At 64.0% G+C, this 22,450-nt stretch carries 21 protein-coding genes; 16 read left to right on the top strand and 5 right to left on the bottom strand.

Annotated elements, in window-relative coordinates:
* Positions 1 to 24 precede the first annotated feature (24 nt).
* The 5 genes from I6L33_RS07015 to I6L33_RS06995 all read left to right on the top strand — a co-directional run bounded on the left by I6L33_RS07015 (position 25) and on the right by I6L33_RS06995 (position 4,218).
* Positions 25 to 690 carry a GntR family transcriptional regulator gene (locus I6L33_RS07015; RefSeq protein WP_017783592.1) on the top strand — a complete coding sequence of 222 codons (666 nt, stop codon included), beginning with the start codon at positions 25 to 27 and terminating at the stop codon, positions 688 to 690.
* 33 nt (positions 691 to 723) lie between these two features.
* The gene (locus I6L33_RS07010; protein ID WP_216973786.1) at positions 724 to 2,526 is read left to right on the top strand and encodes an aminopeptidase P family protein; all 1,803 of its coding nucleotides are present in this window, start codon (positions 724 to 726) and stop codon (positions 2,524 to 2,526) included.
* Between the two features lie 112 nt (positions 2,527 to 2,638).
* A complete protein-coding gene (locus tag I6L33_RS07005) occupies positions 2,639 to 3,034 on the top strand; it encodes a nitrous oxide-stimulated promoter family protein (protein WP_216973785.1) in 396 nt (131 codons plus the stop codon).
* Between the two features lie 120 nt (positions 3,035 to 3,154).
* Complete coding sequence (locus tag I6L33_RS07000; protein WP_017765217.1) at positions 3,155 to 3,607, top strand: N-acetyltransferase; 453 nt, start codon at positions 3,155 to 3,157, stop codon at positions 3,605 to 3,607.
* A 137-nt stretch (positions 3,608 to 3,744) separates the two neighbouring features.
* On the top strand, positions 3,745 to 4,218 hold the full coding sequence (locus I6L33_RS06995) for a glycine zipper 2TM domain-containing protein (RefSeq protein WP_216973784.1): 474 nt from the start codon (positions 3,745 to 3,747) through the stop codon (positions 4,216 to 4,218).
* Positions 4,219 to 4,283: 65 nt separating this feature from the next.
* Here the strand turns inward: I6L33_RS06995 and I6L33_RS06990 are convergent, their stop codons facing one another.
* The 3 genes from I6L33_RS06990 to I6L33_RS06980 all read right to left on the bottom strand — a co-directional run bounded on the left by I6L33_RS06990 (position 4,284) and on the right by I6L33_RS06980 (position 8,006).
* On the bottom strand, positions 4,284 to 6,263 hold the full coding sequence (locus I6L33_RS06990) for a bifunctional 2',3'-cyclic-nucleotide 2'-phosphodiesterase/3'-nucleotidase (protein WP_216973783.1): 1,980 nt from the start codon (positions 6,261 to 6,263) through the stop codon (positions 4,284 to 4,286).
* Between the two features lie 126 nt (positions 6,264 to 6,389).
* On the bottom strand, positions 6,390 to 7,010 hold the full coding sequence (lysE, locus tag I6L33_RS06985) for an L-lysine exporter (protein ID WP_005308459.1): 621 nt from the start codon (positions 7,008 to 7,010) through the stop codon (positions 6,390 to 6,392).
* Positions 7,011 to 7,223: 213 nt separating this feature from the next.
* Positions 7,224 to 8,006 carry a LuxR family transcriptional regulator gene (locus I6L33_RS06980; protein ID WP_005308457.1) on the bottom strand — a complete coding sequence of 261 codons (783 nt, stop codon included), beginning with the start codon at positions 8,004 to 8,006 and terminating at the stop codon, positions 7,224 to 7,226.
* Between the two features lie 62 nt (positions 8,007 to 8,068).
* Here I6L33_RS06980 and I6L33_RS06975 point away from each other — a divergent pair, with 62 nt between their 5' ends.
* The 11 genes from I6L33_RS06975 (at position 8,069) to I6L33_RS06925 (ending at position 20,869) form a co-directional block, all read left to right on the top strand.
* Positions 8,069 to 8,692 (top strand): acyl-homoserine-lactone synthase, encoded by a 624-nt coding sequence (locus I6L33_RS06975; RefSeq protein WP_019841081.1) that lies wholly within the window; start codon positions 8,069 to 8,071, stop codon positions 8,690 to 8,692.
* Between the two features lie 266 nt (positions 8,693 to 8,958).
* Positions 8,959 to 9,858: a LysR family transcriptional regulator ArgP gene (locus I6L33_RS06970; protein WP_216973782.1), complete on the top strand. Its 900-nt coding sequence runs from the start codon at positions 8,959 to 8,961 to the stop codon at positions 9,856 to 9,858.
* Between the two features lie 86 nt (positions 9,859 to 9,944).
* The gene (locus I6L33_RS06965) at positions 9,945 to 11,966 is read left to right on the top strand and encodes an exoribonuclease II (RefSeq protein WP_216973781.1); all 2,022 of its coding nucleotides are present in this window, start codon (positions 9,945 to 9,947) and stop codon (positions 11,964 to 11,966) included.
* 188 nt (positions 11,967 to 12,154) lie between these two features.
* Complete coding sequence (locus I6L33_RS06960; protein ID WP_216973780.1) at positions 12,155 to 12,748, top strand: TetR/AcrR family transcriptional regulator; 594 nt, start codon at positions 12,155 to 12,157, stop codon at positions 12,746 to 12,748.
* 21 nt (positions 12,749 to 12,769) lie between these two features.
* On the top strand, positions 12,770 to 13,816 hold the full coding sequence (locus I6L33_RS06955) for a DUF418 domain-containing protein (protein WP_216973779.1): 1,047 nt from the start codon (positions 12,770 to 12,772) through the stop codon (positions 13,814 to 13,816).
* Between the two features lie 454 nt (positions 13,817 to 14,270).
* Entirely contained in the window at positions 14,271 to 16,193 is a 1,923-nt protein-coding gene (locus I6L33_RS06950; protein WP_213344033.1) for a PTS mannitol transporter subunit IICBA, read from the top strand.
* A gap of 37 nt (positions 16,194 to 16,230) precedes the next feature.
* On the top strand, positions 16,231 to 17,376 hold the full coding sequence (locus tag I6L33_RS06945) for a mannitol-1-phosphate 5-dehydrogenase (RefSeq protein WP_042008625.1): 1,146 nt from the start codon (positions 16,231 to 16,233) through the stop codon (positions 17,374 to 17,376).
* Between the two features lie 113 nt (positions 17,377 to 17,489).
* A complete protein-coding gene (locus I6L33_RS06940; RefSeq protein WP_005308438.1) occupies positions 17,490 to 18,011 on the top strand; it encodes an MltR family transcriptional regulator in 522 nt (173 codons plus the stop codon).
* Positions 18,012 to 18,179: 168 nt separating this feature from the next.
* Entirely contained in the window at positions 18,180 to 19,967 is a 1,788-nt protein-coding gene (locus I6L33_RS06935) for a sodium:proton antiporter (RefSeq protein WP_216973778.1), read from the top strand.
* Positions 19,964 to 20,557: a DNA-J related domain-containing protein gene (locus tag I6L33_RS06930; RefSeq protein ID WP_139752165.1), complete on the top strand. Its 594-nt coding sequence runs from the start codon at positions 19,964 to 19,966 to the stop codon at positions 20,555 to 20,557. The genes I6L33_RS06935 and I6L33_RS06930 overlap by 4 nt, the downstream gene beginning before the upstream one ends.
* Before the next feature lie 63 nt (positions 20,558 to 20,620).
* Positions 20,621 to 20,869, top strand: coding sequence for a hypothetical protein (locus I6L33_RS06925; RefSeq protein ID WP_005308429.1), 249 nt, complete (start codon positions 20,621 to 20,623; stop codon positions 20,867 to 20,869).
* A gap of 42 nt (positions 20,870 to 20,911) precedes the next feature.
* On the opposite strand, the gene I6L33_RS06920 is transcribed toward I6L33_RS06925, so the two are convergent.
* Entirely contained in the window at positions 20,912 to 21,430 is a 519-nt protein-coding gene (locus I6L33_RS06920) for a mechanosensitive ion channel domain-containing protein (protein ID WP_005308424.1), read from the bottom strand.
* A 9-nt stretch (positions 21,431 to 21,439) separates the two neighbouring features.
* Complete coding sequence (gene zntB / locus I6L33_RS06915; protein WP_010635250.1) at positions 21,440 to 22,432, bottom strand: zinc transporter ZntB; 993 nt, start codon at positions 22,430 to 22,432, stop codon at positions 21,440 to 21,442.
* Positions 22,433 to 22,450 lie beyond the last annotated feature (18 nt).

Here is a 22,450-nt window from a genome sequence, read left to right as displayed (position 1 = left end):
TAACGATTCCCCTGTGACCCGATCATGACCCCACCCTACAAGACCCGTACCCAAATGGTGATGGAAAACCTCCGTGGCCGGATCCTGCGCGGTGAGTTTCCCGCCGGCGCCCCCCTGCGCCAGGACGCCATCGCCAAGGAGCTGGCGGTGAGCCGCATTCCGGTGCGGGAGGCCCTGATGCAGCTGGAAGCTCAGGGACTGGTGAAATTCGAGGCCCATCGCGGCGCCGTGGTCACCATGCTGGACGCCGCAGCCATCGAGGAGCTCTTTTATTTGCGAGCCCTGCTGGAAGCCGATACCCTGTTCCACGCCGTCGACCTGATGACGGAGGAGACCTTCGCCAAGGCGCAGGCGATCCTCGCCCAGTTCGACCAGGCCCTCGAGTCGGGCACCCAGATCGAACACTGGGCCGAACTGAACCACAGTTTTCACGCCACCCTCTATCAGGCCGCCGGCCGCCCCCAGGCACTGGAGCTGATCGCCCAGATCAATCTGAGCTGTGACCGCTATGTGCGCTTCGAGCTGCTGTTCGCCAGCGATGGCGTCGACAAGGCGGAGCGGGAGCACGCCCAGCTGCTGGAGCTGTGCCGCGCCCGCCGCAAACACGAGGCGGTGGTACTGCTCAAGCAACATATCGAGGCGGCTGGCCAGTCAATCAAGCGGATCCTGGACAGCGGCCACAACCACTGAACACTCACATCACTACAATCTGGCATTAACGACATGAATCATTTCGAGATTATTGAAACCCGCGTCGCCCAGGTCAGGGCCGAACTGGCCATGATGGAGCTGGACGCCTTCATCGTCCCCCATGACGACGAGCACCTGGGGGAGTACATTCCCGCCTACGCCGAGCGACTGGACTGGATCACGGGTTTCAACGGCTCCGCCGGCCTCGCCATCATACTGGCGCAGCGGGCGGCCCTGTTCATCGACGGTCGTTACACGGTGCAGGCCCGCATGCAGGCACCGGCCGAGCTCTTCGAGTTTCTCCATCTGAACGAAGATCCCCACGTGCAGTGGCTGGCCGAGCAGCTGCCTGCCGGTTCCCGGGTCGGCTTCGATGCCCGCCTGCACAGCCTGGCCTGGTATCGACACGCCAAAGAGATCCTGACCGAGCGCGGCATCGAGCTGGTGCGTGTTGATCAGAACCCCATCGATCTGCACTGGAGCGATCGCCCCGCTCCCACCAAGAATCCGGCCATTCTCTACAGCGAGGCGCTGGCGGGCCAGTCCAGCCAGGCCAAGCGCGAGCTGCTGGCCAGCGATCTGCGCAAGCGCGGGCTGGATGCGGTGCTGCTGACCCAGGCCGAGCCCATCAACTGGCTGCTCAACCTGCGTGGTCGCGACGTGGAGCGGCTGCCGGTGGTGCTGGGCTTTGCGGTGCTCTACGCCAACGCCACCATGGATTTCTTCGTCGACACCGACAAGATCGACTGCTTCGCCTTCAGCCAGCACGTGGGGCAGGATGTCTCCGTCTACCCCATCGACAAGCTGGGTGACGTGCTCAAGCGCATCGGCGAAGATCAGCAGAAGGTGCTGGCCGATCCCAACACCGCCAACGCCTGGACCCAGCTGGTCATGGAAGAGGCGGGCGCCATCCTGGTGGCCGGTCAGGATCCGACCATGCTGCCGAAGGCGTGCAAGAACGAAGTGGAGCTGGCCGGCATGCGTGCCGCCCATCTGCGCGACGGTGTCGCCGTCACCCGCTTCCTGGCCTGGCTGGATCGGCTGATCGCCAGCGGCGAGTTCGACGGGGTGGATGAAGGCACTCTGGCCGACCAGCTGGAAGCCTTCCGCCGCGAGCAGGAGCACTACGTCGAGCCGAGCTTCGACACCATCTCGGCGCTCGGCCCCAACGCCGCCATGTGCCACTACCGCCACACCAACGGCACCCCGCGTACCTTTGGTCAGGACAGCATCTATCTGGTGGACTCCGGCGCCCAGTATCTGGACGGCACCACCGACATCACCCGCACCATCAAGGTGGGTGAGCTGACCGACGAGCACAAGGCGATGTTCACCCGGGTACTGCAGGGTCACATCGCCCTGGATCAGGCCCGCTTCCCGCGCGGCACCGCCGGCATCCAGCTCGACGTGCTGGCCCGCATGCCGCTGTGGCAGGCCGGTTACAACTACGACCACGGCACCGGCCACGGCGTCGGCCACTTCCTCAGCGTGCACGAAGGCCCGCAGCGCATCGCCCCCAAGGGCAGCCTGGTAGCCCTGCAGCCGGGCATGGTGCTCTCCAACGAACCCGGCTACTACCGGGAAGATGCCTTCGGCATCCGCTGCGAGAACCTGGTGGTGGTCACCGAACAGGAGCAGGTCGGCGAGCTGCCGATGCTGGGCTTCGAGCGGCTGACCTATGTACCGTTCGATACCCGCCTCATCGATCGCAGCCTGCTGAGCCCGGCCGAGTTCCGCTGGATCAACGAGTACCACGTCGAGGTCTACCGCCGTCTCAGCCCTCTGCTGGAGGGTGAGGATCTCGCCTGGCTGGAGCAGGCGACCAGCCTCATCTAAGCGCAGACCAGCAGAGTTGTCTGATGAAACAGGGCCCACGGGCCCTGTTTTTTTGCCCACCGGTTTGACCTGTATCAAGGCCCCGCCGCCCCAGGTCAGGACAATGCCCCTCATGACGACCCATCACTCCCACCCCGCGCGCTCGGCCCGCGCCGACCAGGTGCCCATGCACCCCAGGCTCAAGCGGGAGCAGCAGACGGTCAGCGCCATGATCCGCCTCTACTGCGACCACCATCACCAGGACCCCGCCTGCCGGCACTGCCAGCAGTTGCAGGAGTTCGCCCACCAGCGGCTGCGCCGCTGCCGCTATGGTCACGGCCACAAGCCCACCTGTGCCAACTGCCACATCCACTGCTATGCCCCGGCCATGCGCAAGCAGATCCAGCTGGTGATGAAGTGGAGCGGCCCGCGCATGCTCTGGCATCACCCCTGGCTGGCCCTGTGCCACCTGCTGGACAGCCGCCGCAAGGCCCCCAAGCGACCGGGCAGCCGCCCCCTGCCGCCCTGAGCCGGGGCCGCCCTGACGCTCAGAACCCCAGACCCGCTTGCATCAGTCCGGCGGGCCCACTACCCTGTGGCTCCTTTTTGACTGCCGCCCGGCAGCACGTACGACACTACAGGAGCCCGGATGCACCAGCCCCCCGTTTTGAGAGTGGCGCGCCACACCGACATGCACGCCATCTGGCAGATCGACGTCAATGTATTCGGGGAGGATGTCTATCCCGGCTTCTTCTTCCGCCAGGCCATGGATCTGTGGCCCGAGCTGCTGCTGGTGGCCGAGCTGGACGGCAGGCTGCTGGGCTATGCCCTGGGTGGACTGGGACAGGATCGGTCGCAGGGCTGGCTGCTGTCGCTGGCGGTGCTGCCGGAGGCGCGCGGCTTCGGCCTGGCCGAACGCATGATGCTGCAGGTGGAGCAGTCACTGCTGACACTGGGGATCGAGCGGGTCAGACTGACGGTGGATCCGGCCAATCCGGCCCAGCGCCTCTACTTTCGACTCGGTTATCAGCAACTGGCCGAGGAGCGCGACTATTTCGGCCAAGGCGAGGATCGCCTGCTGCTGGAAAAACGGCTCGACTGAGCCGGTGGTGACGGGGTTTGCGGGGCCCGGGCCTTATAATTGGTTACACTTTGCTGGTTTCATGCTCAATCCGGTTGGCGTAGAGTTGAATCACTGACCGAACAAACCAGATTAGATGCCAGCCCAGGAGGCCCATCATGTTGAAACGCATTACCCTCATCGCCCTGTTGGCCACCACCGCCACCACCCTCAGCGGCTGTGCCAACAGCGACGTCTACTCCGGCGATGTCTACACCAAGGATCGCGCCAAGCAGGTACAGACCGTCAGCTACGGCACCATCCTCTCCACCCGCCCGGTCAAGATCCAGGCCGATGAGAACTCGCTGATCGGCACCATCGGCGGCGCCGTGGTCGGCGGCCTGCTCGGCAGCACCATCGGCGGCGGGCGCGGCAGCGACATCGCCGCGGCCGGTGGCGCCATCGCGGGTGCAGCAGCCGGCAAGGCGGCCGGTGACAAGCTCAACCAGGTGGATGGCGTCGAGCTCGAGATCAAGAAAGAGAACGGCGAATCCATCGTGGTGGTGCAAAAGGCCAGCCCCACCTTCGTACCGGGTGCCCGGGTACGCATGACCCAGGGCAACGGCACCATCAACGTGGCCGTGGTCAACTAAGCCCTCCTTCCATGAAAAAGCCCTCGCAGTGCGAGGGCTTTTTTTATTGCCATGTCGGCCGGAAATTACTGACGGATTAGCCGGAAGATGGCGTAGCCAGGGTGCTGGGCGTCATCCATCGGCAGGGTGGACTTGTATTCCAGATCCGCACCGGCCAGCTGTTTGGCCTCCTCGCGGGGCGAGGAGTAGAGTCGCACGTCCACGTTGGCCGGCAGGGCCTTCATGTGCCAGTTGTTGTTGGCCGCCGGGCTGAAGCCGGCCGGGTTGTCGGCAGACTGGGCCTTCAGGTACTGGGCGATGATCTCTCGCGTCTCGTAGGGATCTTCATGGACGATGTTGCTGCCGTCGATACCCGGGAAGTGGCCGCCGCCGCTGGCGCGGTAGTTGTTGGTCACCACGTAGAACTTCTGGGCCGGATCGATGGGCTGACCATTGAAGGTGAGACTGCTGATACGCTGGCCGTCGCTGACCTTGGCCCCTTCCTTGTTGTAACGGGCCGGCTGGGTGATATCCACCTCGTAGTTGACCCCGTCGATCACGTCGAAGTTGTAGGTGGGGAACTTCTCGTTCACCAGCCACTGCACCTCGGTCTTGCCGGTGTCGATCTGGTTGAACTGGCCGGCACTCATCTCCAGCCACTCCTTGACGGTGGCCCCGTTCACCTCGACCACCTGCAGGGTGTTCGGATAGATGTAGAGGTCGGAGACGTTGCGCAGGGAGATGTCGCCCTGGGCCACGTAGGTGAAGTCATTGATGCCGTTGCGACCGCCACGGAACGGTGCCGCCACCGACAGGATGGGGTAGGACTCCTTGAGCAGACCGTCTTTTTGCAGCTGTTCGGCGTAGCGGCGCTGGGCATCGCTCACCAGCTGTACCGAGGGATCATCCTGCACCAGGGCGAAGAAGCTGTGGATGGAGGAGGTGATCTTGCCGAGCGGCTCGTCCAGCCACTGGTTGGTGGCGTCGTGATCGGCCTGTACCAGGTCCACCACCCGTTGATCCACCGCGCTGCCTTCGCTGGAGTCGATCTTGCGCAGGCTGGCCTGGCTCTGTTTCACCTGCCACTTGCCGTCCACCTGCTCCAGCTTGAGGTCGATGATGCCGAGGTGGTTGCCCCAGTAACCCGGCATCACGGTCGGAATGCCGCTCAGGGTACCGGCCTTGTTGTCCACCTCCGGCAGATCCGGGAAGTCACCCGGGAAGTTCTTGTGGGCGTGGCCCAGCATCAGGGCATCCACCCCCTTCACCTTGGCCAGGTGCCAGGCGGAGTTCTCCATCATGGCCTCGTAGCTGCTGGCGTTGATGCCGGTGTGGGCAACAACGACGACCACGTCGGCGCCCTTGGCACGCAGCTCGGGCACATAGTGGTTGGCGGTCTCGACCATGTCGGCCACCACCACCTTGCCTTCCAGATGACGCTTGTCCCACTGCAGCACCTGCGGCGGGGTCAGCCCCAGGATGCCGACCTTGACGGTCTGCAGTTGGCCCTTGTCATCCTTCACCTTGCGCTCCAGCAGCAGGTAGGGGGTGAACTTGTTGCCACTCCAGTCTATTTGCCCCTTGGCATCGCGCTTGAAGGCGCCCGCCTCGAACACGTTGGCGTTCACATAGGGGAACTTGGCTCCCTGCAGGGTCTTGGTGAGGTAATCCAGACCGTAGTTGAATTCGTGGTTGCCCAGGTTGCCGGCGTCGTAGCCGAGCTCGTTCATCGCCTTGAACACCGGGTGGGCCTGCTTGTCGAGGTAGCCGGCACCGGACTGCTCAAAGATGTAGTCAGCCAGCGGCGTGCCCTGGATCAGGTCGCCGTTGTCGAGCAGCAGGTTGTTGGGGTTTTCGGCGCGGGCCGCGCGGATCAGCAGCGCGGTGCGGGAGAGGCCGAACTTGCGATCCTCCTTGTTCTGGTAGTAGTCATACCCCAGCACGTTGGAGTGGATGTCGGAGGTCTGGATCAGACGCAGGGCAACCTCACCCGGTTGCGCCTTGCTGTCGTTGTCATTGCTACAGGCAGATAACAGCACGATGGCTGCAATAGCACCCAGCTTCATGGATTTATTCACTGTCTTGTCCCTTTTATTAGAGTGTCGCTTTACCAGCGACGGGAATTTAACAGACGAATATGTCAGCGGATGAAGCCGGGGTGAATTTTTATGAGGTGCGGCACAAAAATAGCCTTATGACGCCAGCAAAGCCCCGCTCGCCAGCTGCAGCGCCAACCCCAGCATGATGAAACCAACAATAGTATCAATAGCTTGCTGAACCCTACCGCGAGCGAGCCAGGGCGAGAGGGCCGCCGCCCCGAACGCCAGGCTGTAGAACCAGACCAGCGAGGCCAGCATGGCCCCCGCCGCAAAGGCCGGCCGCAACTCTTCGGCAAACTGGCTGCCGAAGGAGCCGAGCAGCATCAGGGTGTCCAGGTAGACGTGGGGGTTGAGCAGGGTCACCCCGAGCGTCATGGCCAGCACGCTCTTGACCCCCATCAGCTGGGGCGAGTCAGCAAGTGCAGCCCCCTGCCCGCGCCAGGCGCTGCGCAGGGAACGGATACCGAACCAGCCGAGGAACAGCACCCCGCCCCAGGTCAGCAGGGCCAGTCCGATCGGGCTGGCCGCCAGCAGGTTGGCACCGCCGAACACCCCGATGCCGATCAGCACGAGATCGCACAGGCAGCAGAGGGTCGCCGTCAGCAGATGGTGGTTGCGGTGGATGCCCCGGCTCAGCACGAAGGCATTCTGGGCACCGATGGGGATGATCATGGCAAGGCCGAGGGTGAAGCCTTGCAGGGTAGTTGCAAACATGGATGAACCGTCCAGCAGAGTGATTGGACGGCACTATAAGGGGCGGCCAGACGTTTAGAGAAATTCATTAATCTGCTGAGCAATTTGTTTTGCTAATGACAAAGGGCTCGACCCAACCCCTTCGAGGTAGAAGGGGCTAGACCCGTTCATGGCTGTCAATTGCAGGATCTGACAATTGTTAGCCAGTCACTCTGCCCCGAGAATCATCGGGTTTTATTGCATCAGCTTGGGGAAGTTGGTGACCACGACCTGCTCGAGATTGGGCAGCAAGATGCCACTGCTCACCCCCTTGGCGATGGCCTGGTAGCGATTCATCGACCCCGTTTTACGGGTGACCTGATTGAGGTGGTAGTTCACGGTTCGCTCCGTGATCCCCAGGATGCAGGCGATTTCACTCGACGTTTTCCCTTCACTGGCCCAGAACAGGCATTCGGTCTCCCGGTCAGTCAGGGCCTCCTGAGGGTCATCGTCCCGCAGACTGACCCGCACAATCCGGATCGCCGCCTCGAAGATGTAGTTGGACATCCAGGAGAGGACGGGCGAGGACTCCAGCAGCAGATCGCTCGATGCCCGCTCGGCGGTGATGAACGACAGTATGCCGTTTTCCCCCGCCGCCCCGTGCAACGGAAACGAGATGCCGTTGCGCAGCCCGAACTCCGCCGCCAACCCCATCACGTCCAGACTGCCCTCTTGCAGAAAACGTGCTCGCTCATCCAGCCGGTTCCAGTAAATGGGCAAGGTCTGCTTGCGGGCCAATTGAATGATGGGATCACAGGCCAGCATATGGTTTGCCGTATAGGCCTGCACCCAGGAGTCGGGGCACTGATTGAACAGCACCACCTTGGGTCTTTGCATCGACATGGGAATGATCAGCGCAAACCGGTAGTAGTCGTAACCCATACCGAGCGTGAACCGACCGATCAACTCGGCCAGACGATCCCCGTCCGTTACCGAAGTGAAATGTTCGAGGTACTCAAGCAGTTGGTCTTGTTTCATAGGCTAGCCCCCCTGGCCAGGGCCTCGATTATAGCGCCGAACACTGAAATGGAGACATCTGAATGCTTGTTTTCAAAGGAAAATTAAAAGAACACCCCAGATGGGAGGTAGAAAACGAGCTTTATCGCTTTCGCAATCGCGTCTTCTCCGATCGCCTCGGCTGGGATGTGGAATCTCACCGTGGTCTGGAGCAGGACAGTTTCGATACCCCGGACACCCACTGGGTTCTGATTGAGGATGATGCAGGCCTGTGCGGCTGCATTCGTCTGCTCAGTTGTGCCCAGGATTACATGCTGCCCAGCATATTCCCCACCGCCCTCGCCGGCGAAGCCCCGCCGCGCAGCAACGACGTGTGGGAACTGACCCGCCTCGCCATCGATGCCGAACGGGCGCCGCGCCTGGGCAACGGGGTCAGCGAGCTGACCTGCGTCATCTTCCGCGAGGTCTATGCCTTCGCCAGGGCGAAGGGGATCCGCGAGCTGGTTGCCGTGGTCAGCCTGCCGGTGGAGCGCATCTTCCGCCGCCTCGGCCTGCCCATCGAGCGGCTCGGTCACCGCCAGGCGGTGGATCTGGGCGCCGTGCGCGGGGTGGGGATCCGCTTCCATCTGGACGAGCGTTTCGCCCGTGCCGTCGGTCAGCCCCTGCAGGGTGCCTATGACGAAGCCCGCGAGCTGGTCACCGAATAAGGGTGACGCAAAAAAATCCCGGGGTAAGACCCGGGATTAAAAGTTCTCGCTATGGCCCGTTTCCACCCCATGCAAAAACGGACGCAAAAGAGTATCCACTGAATACCTTTTGACCACCACTGTCACATCTCACAGTGACAAACCCGCTTTGACCCCACAGCCCTTGTCCCGCCTGCGCTGCCGACATTTTCAGCGCTCTCAGGTTGTTCTCTCGCCACCACTTGAGTAGCATCCCTTCTCAATCTCCCTGCTGATAAGGAATGCTGATGAAGGCGTTGGACTACAAGCTGCTGCTGGCGCTGGATGCGGTGATGCAGGAGCAGAACTTCGAGCGGGCCGCCCAGCGCCTGCACATCACCCAGTCCGCCATCTCCCAGCGCATCAAGCAGCTGGAGCAGCAGTTTGCCGAGCCGCTGATCATTCGCGGCCAGCCGCTGCAGGCCACCCCGCTCGGGCAGAAGCTGCTGGCCCACTACCGCCAGGTACGCCAGCTGGAACTGGAGCTGGCCGGCGAGCTCTCTCCCGCCGAGCCCCAGGCGCCGATCCGGGTCAGCATTGCCGTCAATGCCGACAGCCTGGCCACCTGGTTTCTGCCCGCCCTGGCTCCGCTGCTGGAACAGCACCCCATCGAGCTCAACCTGCTGGTAGATGACGAGAGCCGCACCCTGGATCGGGTGCGCGAGGGGCAGGCGTTCGGTGCCGTCAGCCTGCACGGCCAGCCACTGGCGGGCTGCTGCGTCGACGAGCTCGGCGAGATGTGTTACCTGCTCACCGCCAGCCCTGCCTTCGTCGAGCGCCACTTCCCGCAGGGGTTGACCCTGGCGGCGCTGGCCAAGGCGCCGGCGGTGGCCTTCGATCAGCGCGACGACATGCACGTCAGCTACATGGCCCGCCACTTCGGGCTGGAGCCCGGCGGCTACCCCTGCCACACGGTGCGCTCGTCGGAGGCCTTCGTCGCCATGGCCGAACAGGGGCTGGCCTGCTGCCTCATCCCGGAACTGCAGATCCGTCGCCAGCTGGCGGAGGGGTCATTGCTCGATCTCAACCCGGATCAGCACCTGGTCGAACGACTCTACTGGCACCGCTGGGTGCTGGAGCGCGGGCTGCACAAACAGATATCCCAGCGCCTGATCGAGCAGGGTCGCCAGGCGCTGCAACGCCCCTGACAGGGCCATTCACCTTGGCTTTGGAGGGGTAAAAACGTATAGTGCTGGGCGATTAACCACCAGGTCTCCACTCAGGTTCCCCATTTATGTTCCAAGACAATCCGCTGCTGGCCCAGCTCAAGCAACAAATCCGCGAAAACATCCCCAAGAAAGAGGGTGTGATCCGCGCCTCCGATCGGGGCTTCGGCTTCCTGGAGGTCGATGAGAAGACCAGCTATTTCGTGCCGCCTCCCTACATGAAAAAGGTGATGCACGGTGACCGGGTGACCGCCCTGATCCGCACCGAGAAAGAGAAGGAAGTGGCCGAGCCGGATGAGTTGCTGGAGCAGTCCGTCACCCGCTTCGTGGCCCGGGTCAAGATGTTCCGCGACCGCCTCAACGTGGTGGCCGATCATCCGCTGATCAAGGATGCCATCAAGGCCCGCGTCAAGAAGGGTCTGGACGAGAAAGAGTTCAAGGAAGGGGACTGGGTGGTCGCCACCCTCAAGCGTCACGCCCTGGTGGATGGCAACTTCTCCGCCGAGATCACCCAGAAGATCGCCGCCCAGGAAGATCACAACGTGCCCTGGTGGGTGGTGCTGGCGCGCCACAACCTGGCCCAGGTCGAGCCGGCGGATCTGCCGGAGTGGAAGGTGATCGAAGAGGAAGAGCTGCCCCGCACCGATCTGACCGCGACCCCCTTCTTCACCATCGACGGCGCCAAGACCAAGGACATGGACGATGCCCTGGCCATCCGCAAGCTGGACAACGGCTGGGAGCTGCTGGTCGCCATAGCCGACCCGACCGCCTATGTGGCCGAAGGGAGCGAGCTGGACAAGGAGGCCGCCCAACGCGCCTTCACCGTCTACATGCCGGGCCGCAACGTGCCGATGATCCCGCGCACCCTCTCCGACGAGCTCTGCTCCCTGAAAGAGGGCGAGGAGCGCAACACCCTGTGCGCCCGCCTGCTGATCGCCGAGGATGGCCTGCTGCTGGAGGAGACCGAGTTCTTCGCCGCCCGCATCTGCTCTCACGCCCGCCTCAACTATGACGACGTCTCCGACTGGGCCGAACACGGCAAAGCGCTGGATATCGACGCAGGCGTGCTGGCCCAGCTGCCGCTGATGAAGGCGATGACCGAGGCGCGCATCAAGTGGCGCACCGAACACGCCCTGGTGTTCCCGGATCGCCCCGACTACGACTTCGAGCTGGGCGAGAACGGCGCTGTGCTGGCCATCCACGTCGAGCCGCGCCGCATCGCCAACCGCATGGTGGAAGAGTCGATGATCGCCGCCAACATCTGCGCCGGCCGCGTGCTGGGCAAGCAGGTCGGCTACGGCATCTTCAACGTCCACACCGGCTTTGATGAAGAGTCCCTCGACGGTGCCATCGATCTGCTGAAAAGCGCCGAGGCCCCGTTCGAGAAGATCGATATCGCCAGTCTGTCCGGCTTCTGCGCCCTGCGCCGCTGGATCGACAGCCTGGACACCCGCTGGCTGGACGGCAAGATCCGCCGCTTCCAGAGCTATGCGCTGATGTCCGCCGAACCGGGTGCCCACTACGGCCTGGGGCTGGATGCCTACGCCACCTGGACCTCACCGATCCGCAAGTACGGCGACATGGTCAACCATCGCCTGCTCAAGGCCGTCATCGCCGGCAAGACCCCGGGTGAGCGCCCGAGCCTGGAGCTGACCGAGCACCTGACCGCCTGCCGTCGCCTGCACCGCATGGTGGAGCGCGACATCGGCGACTGGCTCTATGTCCGCTACCTGAAGGCCGATGCCGGTACCGACAAGGTGTTCAACGCCGAGATCATCGACGTGATGCGTGCCGGCCTCAAGCTGCGCCTGCAGGAGAACGGTGCCGTGGTATTCATGCCCGCCCGCCACATCCTCGACAACAAGGAGCGGCTGGAGTGCAACTGGGACAACGGCCGCGTCTATCTGGACAAGACCGAGGTGGTCTACGAGCTCGGCCAGATCATCGAGGTCAAGCTGACCGAAGCGGTGGAAGAGACCCGCTCCCTCATCGCCAAGCCGGCGGTAGAGCTGGTGCCGGGCCCGGCGCCGGTCGCCCCGGCCAGCGAAGCCGATGCCGCGCCTGCCGACGAGGCCCCCAAGGCCGAATAAGCCAAGGCCTTCCCTCCTTGCAAAAGCCCGCACCCTGCGGGCTTTTTTATTGGGTCATGCCGCCCGCCTGGTCAGTAGATCACTTTTTGTACGCCCCTGGCTTGCCAGTGGCTCGTCACGGGCATAGAGTGAATCTACAAATGAACGAACGTTCGCTCATGAAAGGTTTTCAGGCAAGAGGCATCCCCATGACCACCAACAACCTGCGGCTGGAGCAGCGGCGCGAGCAGATCATCCAGGCGGCGCTCGGCTGCTTCATCGAGCGGGGCTTCCACCAGACCGGCATGCGCGACATCGCCGCCGCCGCCGGGGTGAGCCTCGGCAACCTCTACAACCACTTCGCCCGCAAGGAGGAGCTGATCGCCCACATCGCCTCGCTGGAGGCGGCCGAGCTGCAACCCTTGCTGGATGAGCTGGTCCAGGGGCCGGCCCGGGCGGCGCTGGCCCGCTTCGCCGTCGGCTACCTCGCCTGGTCGCTGACCCCGGAGAACCTGCTGCTCGGCACCGAGATCCTGGCCGAGCTGACCCGCCATCCGGAAATGGCCGCCACCTTCGCCAGCAACCAGCGCCAGCTGTGCGATGCCCTGGCGGCGACGGTGCGCCGTGGCCAGCAGGCGGGGGAGCTGGCCGCACACCTGCTGCCGGATCTCACGGCCCAGCTGCTGCTGGACGCACTGGAGGGGCAGGCGGTGCGCCACGCCCTGGCCCTGCATCCAGAGCAGGCACCGGTGGAACAAAGGTTGCCGTCCCTGCTGGACCAGCTGCTGGGCCCGGCCCGCTGATCACCCCAAGGAGTCACCACCATGACGACCCCGCACAATCGACTGGAAGGACTGGATCTGGCCCGTGCCATGGCGCTTATCGGCATGGTGCTGGTGAATTTTCGCATCGCCATGGGGGTGTTGGCGGGGGGGCCGACCTGGCTCAAGCCCCTGCTGGATGCACTGGAGGGGCGCTCCGCCGCCAGCTTCGTGGTACTGGCCGGCATCGGGCTGGGGCTGTCAACCCGCAAGCTGGCGTGGTCGGCGGCCATGAGCCATACCGCCAGGCGGGCCCTGTTCCTGCTGATCGTGGGGCTGCTCAACTACCTGGTGTTTCCGGCCGACATCATCCACTACTACGCCGTCTACTTTCTGCTGGGAGCCTGCTGTCTCCGGCTTCCCTCCCCCTGGCTACTGGCCCTGATCCCGCTGCTGGCGGCAAGCTTCGTCGGCCTGCTGTTCCTGCTCGATTACGATCGGGGCTGGCAGTGGCACAGCTTCAGCTATCCCGAGTTCTGGACCCTGACCGGCTTCATCCGCAATCTGCTGTTCAACGGCTGGCACCCGGTGGTGCCCTGGCTGGGCTTTCTGCTCTACGGCCTCTGGCTGAGCCGTCAGTCTCTGGCCAATCCGGTCACCCAGCGCTGGCTGCTGGCCGGCGGGGTGAGTGCCATGGCGCTGGCCAAAGGGCTGTCGCTCTGGTTGCCGACCCTCTTGCCGAACCCCGAACTGGCGCCACTGCTGGCGACCCAGCCCATTCCCCCGGCGCCGCTCTACCTGCTGTTCGGCATGGGCGCGGCCAGCACCCTGATCGCCCTCTGCCTCTGGCTGGGACGCGCCCTGCCCGAGGCTCGCTGGTGGCGAGTGTGGCTGCCGGTCGGCCGGCAGACCCTGACCCTCTATCTGGCCCACATCATGCTCGGCATGGGGGTACTGGAGGCGATCGGCTGGCTACAGGGGCAGGATCTGCCCGAGGTGGTGCTGGCCGCCGGCCTCTTCGCCCTGGCGGCGCTGCTGTTTGCCAATCTCTGGAATATGCGCTTCGAGCGAGGCCCGCTGGAGTGGCTGATGCGTCGGCTCTGCGGCTGAAGGAGATCATGAAAAACTGAAAGTGGGTTACAAAATAATTGATTCATTGGTTATTTGAATATGAACTCAACCAATCAATCGTCAACAGCCTCAGTTTTCAGGTCGGGTGAATTGCTCCAATTGAATACAAATAATGGAAATGAGAAATAGATCACATTGACACTGGGTTTGCGCAAACAGCGAACAGTGATTCGCGTCACATAAAAACGATACTGGTGGCAGCAAAGATCGAAATGTAGCCGAAATACAGAGAGTGAATGTGATCGACGTCACTATGAAGGGAGGGGGGAAGTTGGGGTATTTGAGACCTGCGTCACAAGACACCCCGTTTTCAGCCTAATTTGATCACAAGCTGGTAGATTGAAGTTGCTTAGACGACAGGGATGGCGGTTCGGCAAAACCGGCCAGCCCGACTACCACTTTTAATCAAACAGGCTTAAAACGGGGTCCCGACATGTTATCACCGGATACCAAAGTCAAGATACAGAATTTTGGACGCTTCCTGTCCAATATGGTCATGCCCAACATAGGCGCCTTCATCGCCTGGGGCTTTATTACCGCCCTCTTCATTCCCACCGGCTGGCTGCCGAGCGAAACCTTGGCCAAGCTGGTCGGCCCCATGATCACCTACCTGCTGCCGCTGCTGATTGGCTATACCGGCGGCAAGCTGATGGGCGGTGAGCGCGGCGGCGTGGTCGGTGCCATCACCACCATGGGCGTCATCGTGGGGACCGACATTCCCATGTTCATGGGCGCCATGATGGTTGGCCCGCTCGGTGGCTGGGCCATCAAGCGTTTCGACAAGGCGATGGAAGGTCGCGTCAAGAGCGGCTTCGAGATGCTGGTCAACAACTTCTCCGCCGGCCTCATCGGCATGCTGCTGGCGATCCTCGCCTTCTTCGTGATCGGCCCCTTCGTCAAGGTGCTCTCCGGCGTGCTGGCCGGTGGCGTCGGCTTCCTGGTGGACAACAACCTGCTGCCGCTCACCTCCATCTTCGTCGAGCCGGCCAAGATCCTGTTCCTCAACAACGCCATCAACCACGGCATCTTCTCGCCGCTGGGGATCCAGCAGGCCACCGAGCACGGCCGCTCCATCTTCTTCCTGATTGAAGCGAACCCGGGCCCGGGCATGGGCGTGCTGCTGGCCTACATGGTGTTCGGTCGCGGCGCCGCCAAGCAGTCCGCTGCCGGTGCCTCCATCATCCACTTCTTCGGCGGCATCCACGAGATCTACTTCCCGTACGTGCTGATGAACCCGCGCCTCATCCTGGCGGTGATCGCCGGCGGCATGACCGGGGTGTTCACCCTGACCCTGTTCAACGCAGGTCTGGTCTCCCCCGCCTCACCGGGTTCCATCTTCGCCGTGCTGTTGATGACACCGAAAGCCTCCCTCATAGGGGTCGCCCTCTCCATCATCAGCGCCACCCTGGTCTCCTTCCTGGTCGCCGCCGTGTTCGTCCGTGCCCAGCAGCCGGAAGCCGACGAGGCCGATGCATTGGGTGAAGCCACTCGCAAGATGAAAGCCATGAAGGGTGCCAAGCCCGAGACCGCAGCAGCCAAGAAGCCGGGCGGTGAACTGATGGCGGTGCGCAACATCGTCGTCGCCTGCGATGCGGGCATGGGCTCCAGCGCCATGGGCGCCGGCCTGCTGCGCAAGCGGGTGCAGGCCGCCGGCCTCGACATCAGCGTCACCAACCGTGCCATCGATCAGCTCGACGATCAGGTGGACTGGGTCATCACCCACAAGGATCTGACCGAGCGGGCCCGTCGCCACGCGCCGCACGCTCACCACATCTCGCTCACCAACTTCCTCGACAACGGTCTCTATCAGGAGCTGGTACAGAGCCTGACCCAGGCCGCCAACGATGACGTCGCCAACCCGCAGCTGCTGGTGGCTGCCAACGACGACAACTACGAGCCGCAGGCCGCCGAAGTGTTCACCCTGAGCCGGCATGACGTGCACCTGGGGCTCAAGGCCGACAACAAGGAGGCCGCCATCCGGGCTGCCGGCAAGCTGCTGGCGGAGCGGGGCTACGTAGCGCCCGACTACGTCAACGCCATGCTGGAGCGCGAACAGCTGGTCTCCACCTACCTCGGCGAATCCATCGCCGTGCCGCACGGCACCATCGCCGCCAAGGAGTTTGTGAAGCGCACCGGCATCGTCATCTGCCAATACCCGGCCGGGGTCGCCTTCGGCGAGGCGGCCGATGAAGTGGCGCGGCTGGTGATCGGCATCGCCGCCCGCAACGACGAACACATGCAGGTGATAACCCGCCTGACCAATGCACTGGACGAACCCGGCCTCATCGACCGGCTGGCCAGCACCCAGGATCCCCAAGAGTTCCTGGATCTGCTGGGTGCCGAACAGGCTGCCTGATCGTCCTTCATCGTCTTTGGTTCAAGAGGTTAATATCATGAAAACATTGCATTTTGGTGCCGGCAACATAGGTCGAGGCTTCATCGGCAAACTGCTGGCTGACGCCAGCCACCAGGTCACTTTCGCCGACGTCAACGAGACCCTGATCGACCAGCTCAACCACCGCCAGGAGTACAAGGTGCACGTGGTGGGAGCGGATCAGAAGCTGGACGTGGTGCGCAACGTGGCGGCGGTGAGCTCCGCCGGCCACGAGGTGATCGCCCGCATCATCACCGCCGATCTGGTCACCACCGCGGTCGGCCCCAACATTCTGGACAAGATTGCCAGCACCCTGGCCCAGGGGCTGCAGGCCCGCTTCGATGCCGGCAATCTGACGCCGCTCAACGTCATCGCCTGCGAGAACATGGTGCGCGGCACCAGCCACCTCAAGCAGGAGGTACTCAAGTACCTGCCGGTCGCGTATCATGCCACCCTCGACGCCTGCATCGGCTTCGTCGACTCGGCGGTGGACCGCATCGTCCCGCCGGCCGCGGCCAACGATGATCCGCTGGAAGTGACGGTGGAGAGCTTCAGCGAATGGATCGTCGACCAGACCCAGTTCAAGGGCGAGCTGCCCCAGGTGGCGGGCATGGAGCCCACCGACAACCTGATGGCCTTCGTCGAGCGCAAGCTGTTCACCCTCAACACCGGCCACATCGTCACTGCCTACCTCGGCAAGCTGAGGGGCTATCGCACCATTCGCGAGGCGATCGAGGATCCGCTGATCCGCAGCAAGGTACGCCGCGCCATGGAGGAGAGCGGCGCCGTGCTGGTGCAACGCTACGGTTTCGACCCGCGCCTGCACGCCGCCTACATCGAGAAGATCCTGGCCCGCTTCGCCAACCCCTATCTGGTGGACGAGATTGACCGGGTCGGCCGTCAGCCGCTGCGCAAGCTGGCGGCGGGGGATCGGCTGGTGAAGCCGTTGCTCGGCACCCTGGAGTACGGCCTGCCCAGCGATCACCTGCAGGAGGGGATCGCCGCTGCGCTGCACTATCGCAATGCCGATGACCCGCAGGCGGTGGAGCTGCAACAGCTGCTGGCGGAGCTGGGCCCGGCCCAGGCCCTGGCGCGCATCACTGGCCTGGCCGCCGACAGCGACATCGTCAGCGCCATCGTCACCCGTTATGGCAATTTGAAGTGACCTGATGAGGCGCCACCGTGCCGGCCCGCGCAGGCCGGCCACCAAAGCGCCTCATACGATAAAAACCGGGAGAGAGGCTCACTCTCTCCCTGTCAGCTGGACCCAATGCACTTATGACCACACACCAGGAAGATGAAGTACTGGAACGACTGAACGAGCAGGATGGCCCCCGCGGCTTCTTTCTCGAAGTCGTGACCATCCTGGAAGAGGCGGTCGACTCCCTGATGCGACGCGCGTTCCGTCAGGAGGAGTATGCCGTCAAATACGCCATCGAACCTTTGCTCAACCAGAGCGGCCCCCTCGGCCAGCTGGAGGTACGCCTCAAGCTCATCTTCGCCCTCGGCCTCATCTCCCTCGAGCGCTATCAGGATCTCGAGGCTTACCTGAAGATCCGCGATTTTCTGGTGCGCGACCCCAAGGATTACCGCTTCAGCGACAAGCCGATCCGCGATCTGCTGGCACGTCTGCACGGCGTCAGCCAGGGCGGCATGATGCCGCAGGAGGCCCCCGCCAACGAGGAGGACTGGCCCTTCTACCAGATGCAGCTGAACCGGCTCGATCAGGTGGTGCGCTCGGCGCTGGTGCTGGCGGTGGCCGACTGCGTCACCGAGCTCCACAAAGAGAGCCCCATCTAATCCGGCTGGTGGCCGCAGCCTGCGGCCCCCTGCCTCACCTTCCCCGCAACCGTGACGCCTGCTGTCGCGCGACCCGCGTCCCCCCTTGCTCCCACCGCCGGCTGGTGTCAATCTGACCATCTTCCCCACTACACTTCCTCCAGGTCCATTGCCCCAACCGAGGTCTGCATGATCGCTCTCTCCCTGGCCGGGATCGCCCTGGTCTCAGTGCTGGCCCAGTGGCTCGCCTGGTCGCTGCGGGTACCCGCCATCCTGTTTCTGTTGCTCACCGGCCTGCTGCTGGGGCCGGTCGGCGGCCTGCTCGACCCCGATGCCCTGCTCGGCGACCTGCTGTTTCCGCTGGTCTCTCTGTCGGTCGCCATCATCTTGTTCGAGGGGGCACTGACCCTGCACCTGGCCGAGCTCAAGGGGATCGGCAAGGTGGTGCGCAACCTCTGCTCCACCGGCATGCTGGTGAGCTTCGCCGTCATCGGCAGCGCCGGTTACTTCCTGCTGGGGCTGGACTGGCGGGTCGCCATGGTACTCGGCGCCGTGCTGGTGGTGACCGGCCCTACCGTGGTCGCCCCCATGCTCAACGTGATCCGCCCGACCCGGGAGGTGGACCGCATCCTGCGCTGGGAGGGGATCGTCATCGATCCCATCGGCGCCCTGTTTGCGGTGCTGGTGTTCGAGGCAGTGCGCCTCGGCAGCCAGGGGGATCTGGTCGGCCACACCCTGCTGGCGCTGGCCAAGACGGTGGGGGTGGGCTCGCTCATCGGGGTCGGTGCCGGCTGGCTCACCACCCTGCTGATCCGCAAGGACTGGCTGCCGGTCAGTCTGCACAAGTTCGGCGTACTGGCGCTGGTGCTGGTCACCTTCAGCCTCTCCAACTGGCTCAGCCACGAATCCGGCCTGCTGGCGGTGACCGTGTTCGGCATCTGGCTCGCCAATCAGGAGGGGCTGGATCTGGAGGAGGTGCTGGCCTTCAAGGAGGATCTCGCCGTCATCCTCATCTCCTCCCTCTTCATCCTGCTGGCGGCCCGCCTCGATCTGGCCCAGCTCTGGCAGCTCGGCCCCATGGTGCTGGCGCTGCTGTGCGTGGTGCAGTTCGTGGCGCGTCCGCTCTGCATCCTGGTCTCCACCTGGGGATCCGATCTCTCCTGGCGGGCCCGCGCCCTGCTCGGCTGGATCGCGCCGCGCGGCATAGTGGCGGCGGCGGTCAGCGCCTCCTTCGCCATCAGCCTGCATGAGGCCGGCATTGCCGATGCCGACAAGCTGGTGCCGCTGGTGTTTGCGGTGATCATCTCTACCGTGGTGCTGCAGAGCCTCACCTCGGCGCCGCTGGCCGGGTTGCTCAAGATGCGCCAGAGCGCCCCCAACACCTGGCTCATCATCGGGGCCAACTCGGTGGCGCGGGCCATCGGCCGGGCACTGGCGGATCAGGGGGTACCGGTCCAGCTCTGCGATCCAGCCTGGGAGTTCTGCCGACAGGCGCGGATGAGCAACCTGCCCTGCTACTTCGGCAACCCGCAATCCGAACACGCCGAGCTGCACCTGCCGCTCACCAGCATCAGTACCGTGCTGGCGCTCTCCCCCAACCGCCACAACAACGCCCTCGGCGTGCTGCACTTCGCCCACCTCTACGGCGAGGAGAAGGTCTACTCGTTGCGCTCCAGCGAGCAGCACGGCAAAGCCAACCGGGAGAGCGCCACCTTCCGCGCCCGTCAGAACCTGTTCGGCCCAGACATCAACTACGCCAGGCTGAGCGGCCTGCTGAGCCGGGGCGGCCAGATCAAGGCGACCCGCCTGAGCGAGGCGTTCGACTGGGCCCAGTATCAGGAGGCCAACCCGGGCGCCATCCCGCTGTTCGTGCTGGACGGCAAGGGGCGGCCTCGCATCGTCACCGGCCCCGTCGAGCCGCTGGCCGGGGAGCTGCTGATCGCCCTGCAGCCCCCCAAAGAGGGGGCCGGCCAGTGAACTCTGCCGAATCGACCGCCGAGCCGACCGCCAACCCGCTGCTCGCCCCGCTGCTGGCACTGCTCAGGCAGGCCAGCGGCAGCTACAAGGTGCACGAGCTGCTGGCCGAGCTGCGCCGCCAGGAGCTCATCCCGCCTCTGCCGGGGGACGAGCAGCAGCAGCTGTTTCGGCTCAATTTTCTCATCATGAACGCCCTCTATCAGCTGCAGGCCGAGCTCCATGGCGAAGGGTGGTGGCTGCTGATTAGCACCCTGGATATCCGGCTCGAACCGCTCGCCCCTCGCAACGCGGGAAGCGCCCTCGCCCAGGGCGAGGCGCTGCGCAGTTACTACCTCGACTGGCAGGTGTTCTGGCAGACCGACCGGGAGGAGGTGGAGGCCCTGCTCGGCAGCTTCTGGCGGGCCTACGCACGGGATGAACACAGGGCCGAGGCGCTGACCCTGTTCGCCCTGCCGGCCGGGGCGGGGCCTGACGCCATTCGCCGCCGCTGGCGTGAGCTGGCACTGCAACACCATCCGGATCGGGGGGGCGACGCCGACACCTTCATCCGCCTGCGCTGGGCCTGGGAACACCTCAAGACGGCCAAATGAGCCGCCTGATTGCGGCCGCAACCACTAGACTTGAAGTGGCATCAAGCGTCACGGGAGGATGTCATGACAGTCAATGAACTTCGTCTGCTCTACCAGCAACAAGCCTTCAAGGAAGCCGAGATCCTGCAGGATGCCATCCTGCCCGGCTGGATCGTGGAGTTCAGGGGACAGGACGGCAAACTGTACGAGATGACCGACACCCTGGGTTGCCCCCTCAGCTTCGGCTCGGTCGAAGAGGCCCGCCAGCATGTGCATCTGGTGGCGGACTGCCCGATCCAGATCGAGCACCTCTACCGCTTCTTCGAACGCTGAGAAGCTGGCAGGCGCAAAAAAGGCTCCCACGGGAGCCTTTTCTCATTCCGGTTGCAGGGGGTCAGCCCCCTTGCCCTCCAGCCGTCTGACCGGCTTTTGCAGGATCAGGTTGGCGGGATAGGTGACCAGATCGCCGTTGTCATCGCGCACCCGCACGTAGAAGAGACCGATCTCGGTGATGACCCCGGTGACGGAATCATCCTTGTCGAGGATCCGGATCCGATCGCCAATCCGGTAGGGGAAGGCGAAGAAGATGGTGATGCTGGCGGTGATGTTGGAGAGGATCGACCACTGCGCCACCATGGCGACCCCCAGCACAGCGAAGAAGGAGGAGGCCAGCACCACCAGCCGCGAGAAGTCGAGCCCCCACACCCCTGCCAGGATCAGCAGGGTGGCGCAACCGAGCAGGAAGTGGAACACGTGCTCCACGTAGAGCACCCGGTTCTCGCTCACCTGCCGGCTCTGGCCGAGGGCCATCAGGCTCTTGTGAATGAGGCCGCGAATGAGGGTGTGGCCCAGCAACAGCAGCAGGGTCACGCCAAAAGATTCCCATGTGGTCATGTCGGCTCCTTACCACCAGCGTCTGTGTTTGAGCCAGACCGCCAGCCCGGCGGCCAGCGCCACCAGGGATCCGCAGAAGATCCAGAAGGCGGTCGGGCTCTCGGCTCCGGGGATGCCTCCCAGGTTGATGCCGAACAGGCCGGTCAGGAAGCTGGCGGGCAGAAACAGCAGCGCCATCACCGACATCTGGTAGGCGCGGCGGTTGGTCGCCTCCGCCATCAGGTTGTTGATCTCGTCCGCCAGCACGGCGGTGCGCGCCACCCCGGCATCCAGATCGTCGAGCCAGCGCCGCAGCCGGTCGGCGATGTCGAGCAGGCGGCGCCGGTCGTCCTCGTCCAGCCAGCTGATCTTCTCGTTGGCGAGGCGCGCCACCAGATCCCGCTGGGGGGAGAGGTAGCGGCGGATCATGATGAGCTGCTTGCGGATCAGCGCCAGCCGGCCGTTGGCAGGCAGGTCGCGCATCAGCACCTGCTCTTCCAGATCCAGGATCTGGTCGTGCAGCTCCTCGACGAACTCCCCAGCCCGATCGGTCAGGGCGTCGCAGATCTCCACCAGCCAGTCGGCCGGGGTGTCCGCACCGCCCCCCTGCTTCAGCTGCTCGAAGACATCTTTTTCCGACAGCAGTGGCCGGCGCCGGCTGCTGATGATGAGATCCGGCGTGATGAAGATCCGCAGCGCCACCATCTCTTCGGGCCTGTGATCCTTGTTGTGGTTGATGCCGCGCAGGATCAGCAGCACCGTCTCCCCCATCCGCACCAGTTTGGGGCGATTGCTCTGGCCGAGCAGGGATTCGCGTGCCGCGTCACCCAGCAGTGGCGTCTGCAACAGCCAGCGCGCCGCCTCCGGGTTGCCATAGTCCAGATGCAGCCAGCCCGGCTGCGCTGCCGGTATCTCGCTGCCCGCCGCCAGCGGCTGCATGCCCCCCCTGCCATCCAGGGTCAGGCCATAAATCACGTCACTGGGCACCCGATCCATCTGCTCGTCCTTCTCACTCATGTTCATCGGCCCAGCTTACACCAA

Origin of the sequence: Aeromonas sp. FDAARGOS 1403 (assembly GCF_019047325.1) — a bacterium.
In the GTDB taxonomy this organism is placed as follows: domain Bacteria; phylum Pseudomonadota; class Gammaproteobacteria; order Enterobacterales; family Aeromonadaceae; genus Aeromonas; species Aeromonas dhakensis.
Note: the sequence above shows the minus strand (reverse complement) of the source record. Positions and strands in the feature narration are given on the sequence as shown.